At 49.0% G+C, this 16,665-nt stretch carries 14 protein-coding genes; 6 read left to right on the top strand and 8 right to left on the bottom strand.

Going from position 1 to position 16,665, the window contains the following annotated elements:
- Nucleotides 1-9 precede the first annotated feature (9 nt).
- The 7 genes from PSAB_RS25935 to PSAB_RS10815 all read right to left on the bottom strand — a co-directional run bounded on the left by PSAB_RS25935 (nucleotide 10) and on the right by PSAB_RS10815 (nucleotide 2,676).
- Nucleotides 10-162, bottom strand: coding sequence for a hypothetical protein (locus PSAB_RS25935; protein WP_193373920.1), 153 nt, complete (start codon nucleotides 160-162; stop codon nucleotides 10-12).
- A 160-nt stretch (nucleotides 163-322) separates the two neighbouring features.
- A complete protein-coding gene (gene radC, locus PSAB_RS10835; protein ID WP_025334604.1) occupies nucleotides 323-928 on the bottom strand; it encodes a RadC family protein in 606 nt (201 codons plus the stop codon).
- A 95-nt stretch (nucleotides 929-1,023) separates the two neighbouring features.
- Nucleotides 1,024-1,215 carry a hypothetical protein gene (locus PSAB_RS10830; protein ID WP_025334603.1) on the bottom strand — a complete coding sequence of 64 codons (192 nt, stop codon included), beginning with the start codon at nucleotides 1,213-1,215 and terminating at the stop codon, nucleotides 1,024-1,026.
- A 15-nt stretch (nucleotides 1,216-1,230) separates the two neighbouring features.
- On the bottom strand, nucleotides 1,231-1,452 hold the full coding sequence (locus tag PSAB_RS10825; RefSeq protein WP_025334602.1) for a hypothetical protein: 222 nt from the start codon (nucleotides 1,450-1,452) through the stop codon (nucleotides 1,231-1,233).
- A gap of 159 nt (nucleotides 1,453-1,611) precedes the next feature.
- The gene (locus PSAB_RS10820) at nucleotides 1,612-2,040 is read right to left on the bottom strand and encodes a hypothetical protein (protein WP_025334601.1); all 429 of its coding nucleotides are present in this window, start codon (nucleotides 2,038-2,040) and stop codon (nucleotides 1,612-1,614) included.
- Between the two features lie 5 nt (nucleotides 2,041-2,045).
- Nucleotides 2,046-2,165 carry a sporulation histidine kinase inhibitor Sda gene (gene sda / locus PSAB_RS25065; protein WP_144240506.1) on the bottom strand — a complete coding sequence of 40 codons (120 nt, stop codon included), beginning with the start codon at nucleotides 2,163-2,165 and terminating at the stop codon, nucleotides 2,046-2,048.
- Nucleotides 2,166-2,331: 166 nt separating this feature from the next.
- Entirely contained in the window at nucleotides 2,332-2,676 is a 345-nt protein-coding gene (locus PSAB_RS10815; RefSeq protein WP_226991789.1) for a helix-turn-helix domain-containing protein, read from the bottom strand.
- A 290-nt stretch (nucleotides 2,677-2,966) separates the two neighbouring features.
- On the opposite strand from PSAB_RS10815, the gene PSAB_RS25760 reads away from it, so the two are divergent.
- The 3 genes from PSAB_RS25760 (at nucleotide 2,967) to PSAB_RS10805 (ending at nucleotide 5,851) form a co-directional block, all read left to right on the top strand.
- The gene (locus PSAB_RS25760; RefSeq protein ID WP_158442585.1) at nucleotides 2,967-3,125 is read left to right on the top strand and encodes a hypothetical protein; all 159 of its coding nucleotides are present in this window, start codon (nucleotides 2,967-2,969) and stop codon (nucleotides 3,123-3,125) included.
- Between the two features lie 294 nt (nucleotides 3,126-3,419).
- Entirely contained in the window at nucleotides 3,420-4,418 is a 999-nt protein-coding gene (locus tag PSAB_RS10810) for a hypothetical protein (RefSeq protein WP_025334599.1), read from the top strand.
- A 260-nt stretch (nucleotides 4,419-4,678) separates the two neighbouring features.
- Entirely contained in the window at nucleotides 4,679-5,851 is a 1,173-nt protein-coding gene (locus PSAB_RS10805; protein WP_025334598.1) for a hypothetical protein, read from the top strand.
- Nucleotides 5,852-6,770: 919 nt separating this feature from the next.
- On the opposite strand, the gene PSAB_RS26130 is transcribed toward PSAB_RS10805, so the two are convergent.
- Nucleotides 6,771-6,854, bottom strand: a complete 84-nt coding sequence (locus tag PSAB_RS26130; RefSeq protein ID WP_219214875.1) for a putative holin-like toxin — start codon at nucleotides 6,852-6,854, stop codon at nucleotides 6,771-6,773.
- Nucleotides 6,855-7,655: 801 nt separating this feature from the next.
- Here PSAB_RS26130 and PSAB_RS10800 point away from each other — a divergent pair.
- Genes PSAB_RS10800 through PSAB_RS10790 form a run of 3 tightly spaced genes read left to right on the top strand, consistent with a single transcriptional unit; the run spans nucleotide 7,656 to nucleotide 16,615 of the window.
- Nucleotides 7,656-8,315 (top strand): hypothetical protein, encoded by a 660-nt coding sequence (locus tag PSAB_RS10800; protein ID WP_025334597.1) that lies wholly within the window; start codon nucleotides 7,656-7,658, stop codon nucleotides 8,313-8,315.
- 36 nt (nucleotides 8,316-8,351) lie between these two features.
- Nucleotides 8,352-13,706: a hypothetical protein gene (locus tag PSAB_RS10795; protein ID WP_025334596.1), complete on the top strand. Its 5,355-nt coding sequence runs from the start codon at nucleotides 8,352-8,354 to the stop codon at nucleotides 13,704-13,706.
- A complete protein-coding gene (locus tag PSAB_RS10790; RefSeq protein WP_025334595.1) occupies nucleotides 13,703-16,615 on the top strand; it encodes a fibronectin type III domain-containing protein in 2,913 nt (970 codons plus the stop codon). The genes PSAB_RS10795 and PSAB_RS10790 overlap by 4 nt, the downstream gene beginning before the upstream one ends.
- Nucleotides 16,616-16,665: the final 50 nt, after the last annotated feature.

Genomic DNA, 16,665 nt, shown 5'->3' with positions numbered 1-16,665 from the left:
GAAACTCCGCTAATTCCTACGATACAATTCTTCTGCCTCTTCCTCTGTAACAAGGTCAAGATAGCTGTACATAATTGCTTCGAGGCGTTTTAAGTCCTCTTTAGATAATCCCATCTTCTTAGCCGCCAGTAAGGCGTATCCGATAGCTGCTTCGTTTGTCATTGTAACATTCCTCCACGAATATGATTTTGCACATTTATACATAGAACTGCGTATGGGGCGGACGAGAGAACATATAGCGCGTAGCGAAGCAGAGCGCGTATCCTGCAGCCGCAGGCATTTAAAGGAGGGGAGCTAGCCGTTTGACTGACTCCCCATTTGGTTACATCAAACCACGTTCCTTTAAGGATACATAATCCTGACCCCCTATGATCAAATGATCAAGTACACTAATGCCTAAAATATCGCCAGCATCTACTAAGCGTTTTGTAAGCTGAATATCCTCAAAAGAGGGAGTGGGATCGTCGCTGGGGTGATTATGAGCGCAAATAAGGGCTGCGCTGGAACGTTTGATGGCGGCGCGGAAGACTTCTCTTGGATGTACAATTGCTGAGTTCAGGGAACCTATAGAGATCGTCTCTGGCTGACCAATAATACGGTTCTTGGTGTTGAGGAACAGACAAATAAAGTGCTCCTTCGTTAGGTATGACAATTCACTGTACAGAAGTTCATAAGCATCCTGCGGAGAGCGTATAACAGCAGGAAGTTGCTTGGGTGTATTTAGCAGCTTGGCAAGCTCCAAGGCAGCTGCGACTTGCTGGGCTTTAACTTTTCCAATACCACGTATCTGCATCAACTCCTGTTCGGTAGCACCCAATAGTTCCTCAGGTGTGCTGAATACCTTCATAATTTCCTCAACGGTGTAGCTGCTCTTTTTCTCACGCAATGTATTGGCGATTATGGCCATATATGGATTGTTGGTTGTCATTATAAATTCCTCCATAACGTAAAATAGAGGAGTCAGCCGCAGCCGCTCCTCTTGAATATGAACTGATATTTGTTTATTATTGATTCGAATAAGTATTACCGAGGGCGCTCTGCAAAGCGTCCTTTTTCATTATCTTGCAGTTGCTCAAGCTGCATTTCCGTCATTACCAACAGGGTCAGGTAACGATTATTTCTTAACCCGTTTTTGGTATGAAGTGGAGCTTTACTGTTCGGAGCTTCCTGACCTCCTGTAGAGCCTCTTTTACACTCTGGGAGCTCCTTCATCATTGATTATCAACCTCCCTATCTAACTGCATGTAGACGCTTCAGGTGCCTCTCAAGTTGCTCGGGATAATACTTAAAGAAATAACCTCTTACATACTTGGTCGCCAACTCCTCATTGGTCTTCCATCGTCGAATAAAATAGGCTTTAAGCACATGCCCTGCCATACTGATCTGATTTTGCATAACCAATTGCCGTAAAAGAACAGTCATTTCTTCATTGATGATTTTATTTTCCTTCAATATTAATTACCTCCCGACGACCTACTCTCACACAGCCTTTTTATTCTCTGTCTTGCCTGTTATGTCTGGATATCAAGCTTTGTTTTATATTGGCTTGTTAAACTGCTGAAATTAATAAAGACTCCTACTATTGCCGTGATTGGCAAATAAGTAGGAGTCCTACCGTTCATTATTCTTACTTACTTCATTATCTGATTTCAGCCTGAATTTCTTGATGGATAGATCCCTCCTTAGCAATTGATTCGCTTTTTGACTGAATGGATTGCCATATGAATTTTTGCACCAATCCGAATATTCGCTCCAGATAATTCGTCTTATCTCCTCAACTTCTTGTATGTCCTGTCTGCACAGATGATGGAACAATGCGCTGACCTTATAATTCCTTGTATTAAGCGGGCCACTGTCATAATGAATTTGTTCCTGACCTATAAAAATGATTGCAACTATGCCATATACGCTAAGCTTTACATTCTTAATGATTTCAGAACCTCTGTAGTTATTGTAGTAAGCGGGATATAGCATGCTTGTACTGTAAAACTGGTACTGGATATTCCCCTTAGCTTGTGCAATCAATATTTGTCTGCTCAATCAAATCACTCCTCTGTAAGATTTGTGTTAATGCCGCGCCGATTCAGTTCTTCTTTAAGAAGCTGAATGAAATCATAGCTGAGTCCAAGTTTAACCGCATCCTGATAAGCTTCGAGGATGACCACGTTCCATCCTCTGTAATGGTTGTCTGAGCATGACTTTTCCCTCCTCTCCAATTTAGAGCTTTATCTCACAGCTCCTAATAATCTCTGTTAAGCGGCAGAACGCAAAAAAGGACCCGTACTCATCCCTCAACGGAATGAAATACGAGTCCTTAATTTGTATGTACTACTATTCGTCTTTCCATTCAAGCATATAGCTAAGTAATTCGTAAGCGTGTTTTTGATCCGAGGCACTTCTGCTTTGGAATTTCGATACAAGCAAGGACAGATAGTAGTTATCCCTGCCTTTTTCTAAAGGTTGAATAAAACGGAATAGTTCTTCAAAGGGGACATCAAGCGCAGCGGCTACCTTTTCAATGCTCTTCATTGTGACATTATTCTCACCTCGTTCAATTCGCCCGATGTAAGTGTAATGCAGCTCGGCAAGCTCCCCTAGCTTCATCTGACTCCACTTTCGTTGTTCACGTAAAGCGCGTATACGCTCACCTATAAGCTTCATTGTACGACTACTCAACGTTATCACCTCTACGGCAACCATAGCCTAGAGCAAACGGAGCATCGATAGTTTAATAGTATTATAAATTCAATTTTATAGCGTATTAGTATCATTTGTGATATATATACTATTGTAATAAATATACAACTAGGATTATAGGTTTAGGCTGGAAGAACTACTATTTTGTAGATAAGGGGTGGGCTCGTTAGGATTTCAAAGGAACAAATCATATATATTATTTGACCCTGGAAAAATTTATGAATTTTGAATCCTTATATGAATTTTTAAGGTAAGGAGGTGAAGAAAGAATGATAAGCGCTGGATTGATTACAGGTATCGTCATAGTAGGATTTATGCTGTTTAGCGATAAGGGTGTTGCTAGAAAGATCGGCTGGGGATGCCTGCTATTCATACTGTTGCTGATAGTGCTTGGCGCTGTAGCAATAAGCTTACTTAACAGCATGTAACCGTTTAAAGACTGTCACAGTAAGGGCCGTATGTAGTGATTTCCAAATAACAGCGGACCAAAACAACCGACCAGTCTAAATTAGATTATGAGGAGACATGTATATGAACAGAACGTAACAACGGTAATAGCTTTTACAGTAGCCACTTCAATAACCCCTGTTTCACATGCGGCTGTAAACACAAAGCAACAAGCCGTATACTTGGCCAGCGCCAGCTTCATAAAGGAATAAAGCCACTCGCCGTGACGGAGAATTCTATAGCGCAGCACTTGCTGTAGTAAAGGAGATGATAATGTGAAAAGATTAGTAATCTTGGTTATAGTAATGGGGTTATTCATATGCGGTACCGTGTCAGCTGCAGAAATTGAGGCTTATGTCACAGCTAAAGGGGAGTACGGCGAAGTAAGTACGATTACGGGGAATGGCACAGCAGGACAAGGGACATATTCAGTAGATCACCCAAGATTCCCAGTATCTGATACCAGAGGCAATGTGTACTTCTTAGATGGAGACCAGAAGAAAACAAAGCTTCGGATGTGGAATGGTAAGAGGAATACAACCATTGTAGATATGGCAGTAAATAAAGTAACTCGTCGTGAAGGAGAATTTTATACAGCAGGACTCGCTGTAGTGAAGAATAACGTGTACTTCGCTTTAAAGGATAGAACCTATAAAGTGACTAACGGCATAGTGAGCGAGATGCCTAAGGTTGCAAAGTGGATGAAAGAAAATCAGTATCACTACATTTACCGAATGGAATCGTATCAGAGTCAGTTAGCCTTTATGTTCTGGAGTAAGCTTGGAGGCGGTACCTATGGATTTGCTCTCTATAACCCTCAGAATGGCTCTATGGAGGAGTTACTACCCACAGGGTGGTATGGTAACCCTACGAACTTTGAACTCCTCCCAGATGGTGTAATGGTTGCGACAGAGGGCGGCTTTATATACTATGAGCAGTTCTTCCCGCGTAAGTCCATTATTGTCCTGAATACAAACGAAGGACAGATCCTAGATGTATGGGTGGACAAGGAGAAGACCATTTACTATTCTCTAGTGAAAGACAAGCTTAAACCTATCATTCGAACGATCCCGCGCGGAACTTCAAATCGACATAACGACACAGAAGTATTCGTTGGCAGTACACAAGGCTATACAGATGGCATAGCAGATGAAGTCCAAATGCACCATCCTACTGATTTCTCATGGGACGGGTCAGGATACATCTTCTCAGATCGAGAAAATAATGCCATAAGAAAGGTATGGGGAGATAAGGGACCATTATCACTTGATTGATCTCACAGTGTGACTAACTCATTCAATCAACGACGCTAAACCAAACCAATACTTTTCTGTACATCAATCGAACTGAGTACATACTACGTGGTAACAGATAACATTCAGATTGTAAGATTTATCATTTCTGGTTACTCAGGAAGTAAAGTTCAAGCTATAGATAGTAACGGAAAACCAACAACTTACAGGATTTCAGAGGACAAGAAAGGTGCTAGGAAGACACCGACTAGTTTTATTTATAAAAGTCAGGAGGATGTTCTGTGTCTATTACTATCGAAATCGTAATCTCCATCGCTCTAGTCATTCTGGCTATCTTTATAGTCAGCGGTATTCGCACGTATCGCGCTGATAAAGAGGCGGCTATCTTAGCACAAGCAGAGCTGGTCATGGAAAAGCAGTACGAGAAGACGAAGAATGATTCGCTCAATATTTCGGAGCGCATCAAAGGTCAAGTCACGAACCACAAGATTCACTGGCTCACGGTGACTGATCATGGGAGTACTCGTACCTATCTTCGCTACGAGGATTTGCTGGATGCGGAGGAAATAACTCCTGATGAGAAACGCGGACTAGACGTTGTTGAGCGCCATTTAAAACGTGTCCGTGAATATGTCGAGGAGAACGGGCTAAATAATACATCTGATGGTCAGAGCGGTAGTAAGAGCGCCAATGAAAGAATTGATAATTCATCCTTATATATTAAGTGTCCTAACTGTTATAAACAAAACTTTCTTTCTATGAATCATGCAAGGTGCGAGAACTGTGGTTATGTTTTTAATGGTTATGAACAGAGAGGTGTTCAAGCCTTATCGAGTTCTATTAATGAAACTCTTGACCAAGGGGGAATTTCCACTAAACACCAAGCAGCCGTGTCATCTGAAACTATTAGTAATATAATATTAGTTGACCAGCGAACGATGATGTTAATTAAAAACGAGACAACAAGAGCCAGCAAAGAGATGCAAGGTAATAGGAGTGATAAAGCCTTCACGGAGTTGGAGAAAGCTTTAGGTTATGCGGCTTTTATTAACTGGTTAGGAACTTATCTACAAATGGATAAAGAGAATAATCCTAAAAAAAGTGAGTTTTACGAAGCCTGTAATGTCAGTGCTAGAGTAATTGCGACTACGGTTATGTGCCACGTGTATAAAGATCAAACTTTATATACTCATTTAAAAAAAATTATTCCCGAGCTTAATACTTACAGAGAAATCGAATTAGCTCAGCTTACAGCTACTGCTAGCAGCAATAGCTTCGATGCTTACTGGCTAAATTGTACAACTCGGGCTGTGATCATGATTTGTCGGCAAATGGCTTATAACTACACAGGCGTTTTAGGTCAAGCAGATTTCAGATTGGCTAAACAAGGGATAAGCTGGGAAGAACTGACTATGGCAACTGATCAATGGTTGAATGAAGTTCTATACACATAGGATTGCCAAACCCTTATCTTCATACAATAGTTACTAAAGAGGCATCGTTGCGAGGCCTATCATGATGTTATTCTGCATCGAATCAACATCGATGCTTTCGTTTCATTAAAGAAATGAATGGATTACCTTTGATAACGGCAAGAACTGGGGTTATCACGATGCTAAGACAAGATACCACTTCGTTTATGATCTGTCATATTAGGATGGTGAATGGATGCTTGAATGTAGGAATCGCATGGACTTATATACAATAGTGTGAATGATGAAAGAGTTATTAAAAAGATTCAAAACACTCTTCATTTTTATAATGTGATAAGCAGCAAAATAACGAGAATAGCACTACGATTTGTCTGGTACCATGGTAGCACTGTGGTAGCACACTCTAAATAACATGCGGATATCGAAGGTAATGTGATTTATCAACTCTCCTTTCGATTCCTCGATTTATAAGCCTTAATGCCCTCGCGGGACAGCAAAGGAAACCACGGTGCTCCATTGACAGGGTAGGGGTCATGGGTTCGATCCCCATCCGTCCTATACGAATCACCACGAAAAACCCTTGTAAATCAAGGGTTTTTTCTTTTCCCGTTGATTGAAATTACTGAAATTCACCAGAAAAGTAGAATCAGGTACGAATCGGGGGACGAATTTCAGCACAAACCCTAAACTTTTGGTACCATTGTTCTTTATGGAGCTGATTTAGCCGCAGCAAGCAACTTCGAAAATATGCTGAAAGCAATCCACGTATAACTATTTTTAGTTTTATGGAAATGTGGTATAGTAGGGCTAGAAACAGCGTACAATGCAAAGAGAGCCGTGCGCGAACACGACTCTCCAAGCAATAGCCGCTTTTAAGGGCGGTTCGGCTTTAACACGGTTTACCTACAAGAAATAGGCCGCGACCCGGTCAGAGGGCGGCCTATTTCTTTTTGAGGTAATTCAGCAGAGCAATAATGAACATGCCGAACATGAACATCAGTGACAACGCTTGATAAACCTCCATGGCATCACCTCCCTTCCGGGAGATTAGCCGGCCGCCCTTACAAGCCTTTCTATTGCTCCAGTCATTATACCATGGCGGTTGCAGACTGGATAGATTTACATTTAGCCCATTACCGGGTCTACCCCCTTGTGTTTTTAGAAAGCCCAGCATAAAAAATCTACTTCCCTTTTCTTTCCTGCAGGAAGGAAAGCAGCAGATGACCTTGGAATTCCTCAGGGTCATCTTTTTTCATGTCCGCTGGCACCGCTAATGAAATGTTGACTTATTTGTCAATTGCCAGCGCATCTTATAATGGTGACAAATCATACGACGAAATGTGGATTGACCAAGATGGTGAATGTACCGACATTTACCGTGGACAGCAACTTAAGACTGACATTGACGCGGCTGGAGGACAGTCTGGCGGCCCTTAAAACCGACGTATGGTTTCAAGCTCTCTGTGAAGAGTATGGAAACATGCATTCAGTTGACCGTTTTGTAAGTTGCGGATCCTTGGGGGACACTATGTTTACACAGGGTATGCTGCCAAACTATAACATTCCCCACGTCTTCTCTAACGATAAGGGACCCGTCATTAGAGGTTTTAGTCCACGTTACATAGAAAGTTGGATGACCCCGTGCCGATTAAGTGTTATGCAAAAGCAAGAATGGATAAAAAATCACTAAGTAATAGAAAGCAGCCAAATGTTTATGATTTGGTTGCTTTTTTTTACCGTATAAATAGTAGTTCCGTACAAATACTAAGTAGCGAATTTCATGAGAGTGTGCATAAAAGGAACAGAAAAGAAAGGAGAATCATTAATGATTGACAACAAAGACCCGGAAAGTAATGAAAGCTCGGTACTAAGCGGGGCCTTCCCAGCTAACGGCAATACGGTAGGTGACGATCAAGCATTCGGAGGCAGCAGTTATGGAGGCGTAATTCCCGAGAGTGCCTCTTCTATGGCCATCGCAACACCAGATTTAGATCTGAGTCAGCCACAGGAACTGAAAAAGTCTGCACCAGGTGCTCAATGGAATCCGGATCAATTTCTATCTATTGCAATATTTCCGAAAGATTCAACCTGCTTTGGAGATGCCACTCCCTCCTATCAAAATCTTTTCAGTAGTCAATGCGGAAATGTTGAACAGTGCGGCAGCCCCTTCATCTTTGACATTTTGTATCACGTTGATGCGGATGGAGTTTCGCGTCCGACTCCGTTTACGCCTCCTAAACTGACCCTCGATGTTAAGTTCATAGATACAAGTGGGAATGTAGTATTTCAAAAACAGGCAACGGATAACAATCCTGTCTATAGAAGTGCCGGTTCTCCATTAAAAACCACATTTGGGACTCGTTTTACGATAAACACAACTAAGAATGGCAATTTACAGGTTAGTTTAAAAATGCATGACACCGATACCGGTAAAATTGTTCGTTATACCGATTCCATCAAATGTTCCATTATTGATTGCTCTTGACCTCAGGAGCCGATTAAGGATTTGGAGGCGGCAGCTATGCGAGATGTAATCCCTGAAACCATGCTGGATGTGATAAAGAGACGTTTTGGTGTCGGGATTGACCCAGACTCAAATGGCGGGCAAATTTTGAATAGCCTTCGTCCTAGACCGCCCTTTGACGATCAGATGCTCACCGGGCAGGCGGATGTTACCCCACTGACCTTGACCTTCACGAACGATGGGCTCAGTGTACATCCCGCACAGGTTACCGACGCTCTTGTATTTACCTTGCCTGTGGGTCCTCTGGACTTCAAACTGGTTCCCCCGGATGCTGTTCATCCGAAGCCGCAAGTGGAGTTGAAGCTGGTTTCGTTTCCTGTGCCTCTTCCCTATTTGCGTCCCGCTCAACTCAAACCTGACGGAACATTACAGGAGGCGGCCGGAAAAGTGGAACTCCATTTCCCTGACCTCCTGCTTGTTGTTGCTGGCAGCAGCGCAAAGCTCGCCCCTTCCCGCAATGCCACAGCAGCGTTGGAAGTGACGATGACGCCCCCTCTTGCACTTTTTGGCCCAAGTACAGTGGTTGGGTTTGGTTTCGATCGGGCGGCTCTTAAACTTGAGGGTCCGGATACGCCGGAGCTCTTCGTTCCTACAGTCGAGATTTATGTCTCGCCTCCGGCCCTCCCCGCTTTGGCGATGCACGGCAGCTGCCGCGATCTGTACTTAGGCCTGAGCGGCGGCGGTTTGTCCGGCGATTTCAGCCTTGGACTGGTTAATGGTGCTCTGGCTTCGGCACGTCCGCGATTTCTTCGAAACATGGCGACTCGTTTGCGCCTTAATCGCAATTCGGTTACCTTATTGGAATTAACCGGCCAGATTGACCTGCCGGGCGAGTTGAGGGTCCTCGTCGGCCTACAGGAGGATTCCTCCCAGTTAATCGATTACGTGCTGAGCTTGATGCTCGATGGCGGCTGGAAGGCGGCACTCACCTTGAAAGCCAATGGTAACCGAAACTACCTCTGGCGAACACAGCGCCCATTCCCAAACCCCGACGCGCATGACCTGCCGCGAGATACACTGGGAGCGTATGCGGTATTCAGTCCGCTGCTGATCCCTAACCTTCCCGGTGCGGGAAGCAGCGGCTACATAGACCTCGGAATCAGCGCTGGAGCAGCGGGCGCGATTGCAGCCAGCCAATCGGTCAGCACGCAGTCGGTTACATTGTATGGAGGCCAGTTGGTCATCCACCAGCCGGTTGGCGCCCCTCCCGAGGCGTTTTTGTTCTTTGACCTGGAGACCGAACTTCATTTCAAAATGAAAATCGGTGCCATGAAGCTGCTGGCAACCCGACGGCCGCTTAAGGTGCGCCAAAGAGCTATCGGTCTGCGGCTCGATTTCGGCCCCGGCGATGGTCCGCCTCAATTCAAGCCGGTCTTTGACCCGGCGAAGGGTTTCAGTCTTGACCTGAGCGACCCTGGTCTGTTCGAGGTGCCGGCTCCACTGGGGGATATTGTCCAGCCGGAAGGAGCCCGTATGGCGCGCGAGAACCCGCTCAACTTCGAGATTGACCTCGTGCTCAAGGCAGACCTCGGTGTGGTGACGGTCGACCGGGCCAGCGTACGTATTCCGGTCGATTCAACCGCCCTCCCCACATTGACAGCACTGGGTGCACATATCAATGTACCCGGCGCTTTATCGGGTAGCGGCTACCTTAAACTGCTGCCGGACGGCAGTTTTGCAGGGAGCCTGGATGCAGCCATTACTCCCCCGTTCGGTGTGCGCGTAGCATCCGGATTACAAATCGATAACGCTCGAGATAGCACATCGAATGAAACACTTACCGCCGTGATGGTCACGTTGGGTGTCGAGCTGCCGGTCCCTATACCATTAGCAAACTCGGGTTTGGGCCTGTTCGGATTACTTGGCATGTTCGGCATGCACTTTACGCGCAATCAGCTTTCCTCACAAACTGCGCTGAATTGGTTCGTGGATAGTGCCAAAGGCAATGCGACCAACCTTAATGCGTGGAAAGCTAATGCACACGCCTGGGCGCTGGGTTTAGGCGCAGTGATTGGAACGGTCGAGGGAGGCTTTCTGACCCACGCCAAGGGGATGGTTGTAATTGAGCTTCCCGGCCCGCGCTTTCTGCTGGTAACGAACGCCGACCTGCTAAAGGGACGGCCTGCTACGAGAGGTACTGAGACCGGCAAATTCCTGGCGATCATCGATATTCAGCCAGATAAGTCGCTTACGATGGGCATTGTCGTTGACTACAGCATCAAGCCTCTACTAGAGTTTCGCGTGCCTGTTGAGGCTTTTTTTGATTTCAAACAGCCGGAGAACTGGCATCTGGATGTAGGCGGTATCCCGCCTCGTCTGCCGGCTTCGATTAAGTTCCTTAACGAAATGCGGGCCGACGGCTATCTGCTTATCCACGGTAACGGCATCCCTTCAGCCGGCGATCCTACGCCTCCCAGCCAAGCAGATTTTCCGATCGGTCCGTTATATGGTTTCTCGGTGGCTGCCGGGGTTCGCGCCGCATTTACCTGGGGACCTGAGGAGATCGGCCTGTATCTAAAAATCGCCGCCCAGATCGACGTCGGCATCAGCTTCAAGCCTTTTCTGATTATAGGTAAGATGTCGCTCCGCGGGGAACTGCATCTGTTCATTGTCAGTATAGAAGCTTCGGCTTCGGCTGAGGTGATCATCAGCCCCATAGGTCACTTCATTTCGGCGGAAGTGTGCGGTTCGGTTGATTTCTTTTTTTTCGATGTGGAAGGCTGCGTCAAGCTGGAGCTGGGCGAACGGCCGGGTAAACCACCCGCTGAACCGCTGGTGCGGGCGCTGTCGCTTCACAGCCGCTCGCCGGCTCTGTTGACCGGATCTGCTGTCGACCGTCCAGTAGATGGAAACTTAGGGGATGCCGCATATTTTGCCGGTAATTGGGTTGGAGAGCTACCAGTTGTACCTATTGACACCATCCCGGTGCTGCAAATGGAAATGCGTCCTTGCGTTGATCCAGCGTGCAAATTCTTTAACCAGACGATTGATTCCAAACTGCCGCCGAATGGCTGGGTACGACGCGGCGAGCGTTTCTATCGCTATACACTCCAGTCGATCCAGCTTATCTGCACAAACGCTAGTGGTGCTCCGTTATATCCTCCGGTATACGAAGGAGAAACACCTGCCGTTTGGTGGGACCGGTATGGCAAACAAAGCGGCAGCGGTGATAATGAGGTGCAGTTGGCCCTGTTAAGCTGGATTCCCGATGCAACGCCGGCTGCTGCCGAGCGCACAACCAGCCTTGACCAGCGGGTCAAGGCCCGCTGGGGCAATGTATGTATTGAGGTGGCCCCTCCAACCAAAGTTCTATGGACATTCCGGCAGGCTCCAGGCGGACCTTCGAAGTCCGGATGGAGATTAGAAGGGCTTGCATGGCCTGACTCTCCTGGGACGTACCGCGGCATGCTGCCGGAGACCCGCCTGCAAGTGACCGAGCCCTGGCGCTCCGGTGAACAGCTTGCTGACGGGATGATTCTTGCTGATCCGGCCTATATATGCGCCTGGCAGGGTGAGCCGGACCGGCTGCTGGTCGCCCCGCATACCGGCATACGTTTTCGGCCTGCTGTTCCCAATGATCATCAATTCGATGAATTATTGCAAGCTTTGCGGCCCGGTGGACTAGACGCTCTGGCCGACGCCATTCGGCTTAACTGCGGAGGACTGCGAACCGTCCGATTGCTGCTTTTTGTCCACCCTGTAGTGTGGAGACACGAGTTTCTGCTCTTGCGAGCACTGGACAATGAAGGTAGCCCTACCGGTTTCGAACAAACCATCTCCCCGAATACTAGCAGGGTGATAACCCATCCGGACGAACTTCCTTCGGATTGGAACGATTCCGATGCTCCTTGGAAGCCATTAACAGAGGGGGCCTGCAATTTTTGGTTCCACAGCTTAGGGGCAATTGCCGAGCGGGCTAAGCTGGTAGTATTTGAGGCTGATTTACAAGGTGGCGCGGCGCAGCTCGAGATTGGCCTATCGAAAGATTTTTATGACAGTGACTCGAAGAAAATTGGATTTCTCCCAAACTGGGGGCTGCTGATCATCGAGGGTCTGCTTGAAGCCGAATTTTTACGCTATAACTATGACAAAGAAGCCGTTAAGCAGAACATCCAAGTTGTGAATGGAGCGCTTGGAGCAGATCAGGGCAAGCGGGCACTGCTTCGTCCTGACGCCTTTTATACGGTTGATCTAACTTATGATGTGGAAGCGGCGGACAATGACGGTAACGGCAATCCGAAGGAAGACGATATCCAGAAACTGATCGGTCAAAGGCAGCAGCTCCGCTTCAAGACCGATGCGAAGCCGCCTGAGCGACTCGATCCATGGGTTCTAGCGACTGATCCTGGACCAGCGCAGAATTTCTTTTTTTATGGCGACCTGCTTCGAATCGTGTTTGCCACCAATGCGACACGTAAACTGTTCAAGGCTTATAACCAGGAGCTATTCGCCGTGGTCAAGGCTGCCTCCGGCAAGCATCCTCAGGCGTCACCAGGGTTTGATGCTGCGGTGACCAAACTGGGGAATAGTGTGTTTCCTCCGAAAGGTATTGCGGCAGCTGCCATGACGCCATTTGAAAGCTCGCTGCGAGAAGCGCTTGCCGGGCAGTCCTGCTTAAGCGTCTCTAACCAAACAGCTGCTCACGAGCTGGTTACACTGAAGATGAAACTGGAGCCGTTGACCGACTATATTCTCGACCTTGAAGCTCGGTCTTCTGCCGCCGCACCTTCTTACCCCATGTTCCGGCGGCATTTCAGCACCTCGCGCTACGAGAGCATGGAGGCGCTGGCGGCAGACGTTAACAAGACACAAGTGCAGCATCGCCGCGTCGCCAGTACTGCGCCGCTGGCGATACTCGCCGCTCAGAATCCGGGGTCTTCGGTCTTACAGGTTAGCGACCTGGATATCGAAAACGCGTTACGGAGAGCGCGTTGGGGCGATCTCGCCCGGCCGGTGAACCCCCGCCTGACGGTGCTCTGGAAAGACGGTGCTCCAGGTACGCCCCCGCAGCCCTTTGCTCTGCTGATCGAGACGACTGAACCGCTTTGGCGCTGGCGCGATGTTCCGCAAGAAGTGATGGATAGCCACGGTACGCGCCGGTACCAACTGCAACCCGCAGCCTGGTTGGACGTAATCGAGACGACAGCGGGCGTTCGTTTAGTGTCCCGTTTCATCCGTTCAAGCGGCGGCGGTCGCACACTGGTCGTTCTTAAGCCTTCGGCGAGAGGTGGAACGCTCTCTTTGGCACTGCGCCGTACCCATCATATATTGTTCGAAGGTAATACTGCCGTCAGGACAGCTTCGATAAAAACGATCAGCCTGGCAATGGCTCCTTGGGAGGATCAATCATGAGCGTTCGTTGGGTTTTACCCCATTTGTTTAAACTACAGTCAGCAGCAATCCGTTGGAGCGATGAGCTTACCCGGTCACAATACAATGAACCCGTCTCGCATACAGACATGGATGAAGCCGCCCTCCAATTCCGCTGGATGCTGCATCCTTCGCTTGGCCTCCCAAGGCAGCCATTCTTCCTGTGGAAGAACCGTCACCCGGGCGGTGATCTGAGCACCCAGGAATTAGCAAACCTGCCGGGCTGGGAACCGCTCGAGGTCATTGGCCTTCCTGTCGACAATTCGTGGCGCGATACCGGCTACGATCTGAATGATCAGGGGCCGATTAACCATCTGTTATCCCCAATCCGGGCAGCACTTCAGCGGTTGAAGCTGGGTGCGCCGCGAAACGGCTGGACGCGGTTGTCTCTAAGCAACGTTCCCCTGCCCGATTGGGAGCCGCCCGAACCGGAAGCCTATCTCGATGATTTGCTTAAGGGCAGGCTGCTGCTCGGTATCCAAGCCATGCTTCGGGACCTCTACAATGCGCGAGACCATGACAAGTACGTGGTAAAAGAGGCGGAAGCTTACCCGGGGCAGCTTAATCCCCGATTGCTTCTTCAACAGGTCAAGGCTGCGGCCGGGCTTCATCCACCTTCCCGCAGTGAATGGCACCCGCTTGGGCTGCTGCTGGTGGGAGCCGGAACGGACCCGCTCACAGCCTTGGCACTTGGCTTTGGCACGGCACGGGTCCCTGATGGCGAAGTGGACGATCTGTATATGGTTTCGGTTCGTCATGGGCTGCAGGTGGGAAACAAGGAGTATGAATTCGAATTGGCGGATGTCGTGACTGTAAACCAGCACTTACCCGCACCAAAGGCACCTACTGGCCTTACCGCCCGCATTATCGCCCACAATCGGCCGCAGTTGCTTGACGATCCAGTACTCGAAAATATCGGCGTCAGTTGGGATCGGTCCGAGAACCCTAACTACTCTTTCCTGCCGCCGGGCAACACGAGTCACCCGGCTGCCTACGCTGTTGGACGTTTCGGCCCTGAATCCTGGCGGTCCGAGATCCTGTTAACCCGGCGTCCCGAACTTGTTAGAGGCTGGCTCCCGTTCGTCGCCAGCAAGCCGGATCAAGCCCGGCCCGTGATCTTTACCGATCACGTCGTGCACCCGGCGGCCAATAGTGATTCTCACTTGATCGCCAGCTCACTCGGCTTGAAGTGCAGCTATGCGGTAGCCGCTCAGGATATCTTTGGCCGCTGGAGCCCTTGGACCACGACTTTGTTCCAGGGCCCGGATGAACCGCCTCAGACGCCCTCCGTTCTTTCGATCAAATTAGATCCATCCGGCGCGGCTGTGGTCGATTTTTCCTGGGATTGGTCCAATCGCAGTCCTGAATTCATCGAGTTGATCGGCACTTACGAAGACGATCCCGGCAGCCGGCTGTTCATGGTGCATTTGCAGTTTGGCGGCTATGAGCAGCCTGAGTCCAGCGGTTTTGAGGTTATCCCGCTGAATTCTAAACGAGAACTTGCCGCTGGCTGGGGCGGAGCGCAGGACACGGATCCGTCGGAGCCGGAGGTTCGCTTCTATAGACTAAGCGTTACGATCCCTATCCATTTCGCCGGACAACGTTACCGATTCTTTCAGGTTCAGGCCCGAGGCCAGTGCCACAACCATCATATCTCAATCCCTGACTGGAATATAAGCCCATTCAGCCAACCGGTAGGCACAGCGATTTATGACCCTGCGCCGCCTCCACCACCCGCCGTGCCGGAAGTGCCGCAGTGGGCCAGCCTGCCCGATATTACAGGTGTGAGCCGTGCGCAGTTAAGGTGGTCTGGCAACAGTACCATAGCGGGGTATGTACTCTACGAAGCAACGGAAACAACGCTCCTTGCCGCGCTTGGGCTGCCTGGCCCGGACACCAGCAAGCCCTTCACCGATCGGCTGGCGATATTACGTGCTGCCAATCTTTCAGCACTGCGCAGCGCCTTCCGGCGAGTGCGAAAGGAACTCATCCCCGCTGCTACGCCTGAGACGGTTTACGAAGCGGCGCTGCCGCGAGGCAGCACAGTGATACACCTTTACGCTGTAACGGCGATGAGTCATAATCAGGTCGAGTCTCCTTGGCCGGACAACAGCAAGAAGTTTATTGCTGTAGCCGCCCCGAAGCTAGCCGTACCGGCAGCACCCTCACTGGAAGCAACACCTCTTACAATGGCAGAGAGAGCATTAGTCAATCTGACTATAGGATTGGGTCAAGGCGTTGCCGCGGAGAATGTTGAGCTCTACCGGACAGCTAACGAAAAACTGGCAGCCAACGTCGATACCATGGGCCCTCCAATTGCGACTCTCCATGTGGCTGGTCCCGAAATCAGCTTTACCGACAATACACTAACTCCAGGGTGGCGGCGCGTCTGGTATCGTGCCGTGGCCTGGTCGGCACGCGACGATCAACGCGGCATGATCGAAGCCCGCTCGCCAGCCTCTTCGGCGGTATCCTTCCTACTTACGCCGAGCAGCCTGCCCGAAGTTATTGATCTGAGAGTCAATGAATCCGGTTCGAGCAACTCCGAGGTGTGGATTAGTTGGACCAGTCATGCACCTGAGACTGTTACGCCTTTGGGGCCTCACAACATCGTGCTGGAGACATGTGATGCAGATGGTTCGGTAATTGCACGCGCTGAAGAACGCCTCGACGCCGTGACCGATGTTGACAACCTATCGAATCTCCCGCCTGTTGAACCGGGCGGCTGGGCTATCGTTCGTGTAGGGGAGGCGGGCAGTTACCGTATATACGCGAGATTACCACGACCGGCAGTCGATCAGGCTTTCAGCGTTACGGTTAAGATCATTGACCCGCTCGGGCGTATCGGCAGCGTTTCAGCTGATGTCCCGCCATTCACTCGTGATTTATAGTTCGATTAAACAAAAGCCAGTCTAACACTTTTTCGTGTTTCGACTGGCTT

The organism is Paenibacillus sabinae T27, from assembly GCF_000612505.1.
Taxonomy (GTDB): domain Bacteria; phylum Bacillota; class Bacilli; order Paenibacillales; family Paenibacillaceae; genus Paenibacillus_AQ; species Paenibacillus_AQ sabinae.
This window is presented reverse-complemented; position numbering and strand designations above follow the sequence as displayed.

Bases quoted from the DNA above. Each gene is read 5' to 3' on its own strand.
- PSAB_RS25935 (WP_193373920.1), bottom strand. From the start codon at position 162: ATGACAAACGAAGCAGCTATCGGATACGCCTTACTGGCGGCTAAGAAG.
- radC (WP_025334604.1), bottom strand. From the start codon at position 928: ATGACAACCAACAATCCATATATGGCCATAATCGCCAATACATTGCGT.
- PSAB_RS10830 (WP_025334603.1), bottom strand. From the start codon at position 1,215: ATGATGAAGGAGCTCCCAGAGTGTAAAAGAGGCTCTACAGGAGGTCAG.
- PSAB_RS25760 (WP_158442585.1), top strand. From the start codon at position 2,967: ATGATAAGCGCTGGATTGATTACAGGTATCGTCATAGTAGGATTTATG.
- PSAB_RS26130 (WP_219214875.1), bottom strand. From the start codon at position 6,854: ATGGAGGTTTATCAAGCGTTGTCACTGATGTTCATGTTCGGCATGTTC.
- PSAB_RS10800 (WP_025334597.1), top strand. From the start codon at position 7,656: ATGATTGACAACAAAGACCCGGAAAGTAATGAAAGCTCGGTACTAAGC.
- PSAB_RS10795 (WP_025334596.1), top strand. From the start codon at position 8,352: ATGCGAGATGTAATCCCTGAAACCATGCTGGATGTGATAAAGAGACGT.
- PSAB_RS10790 (WP_025334595.1), top strand. From the start codon at position 13,703: ATGAGCGTTCGTTGGGTTTTACCCCATTTGTTTAAACTACAGTCAGCA.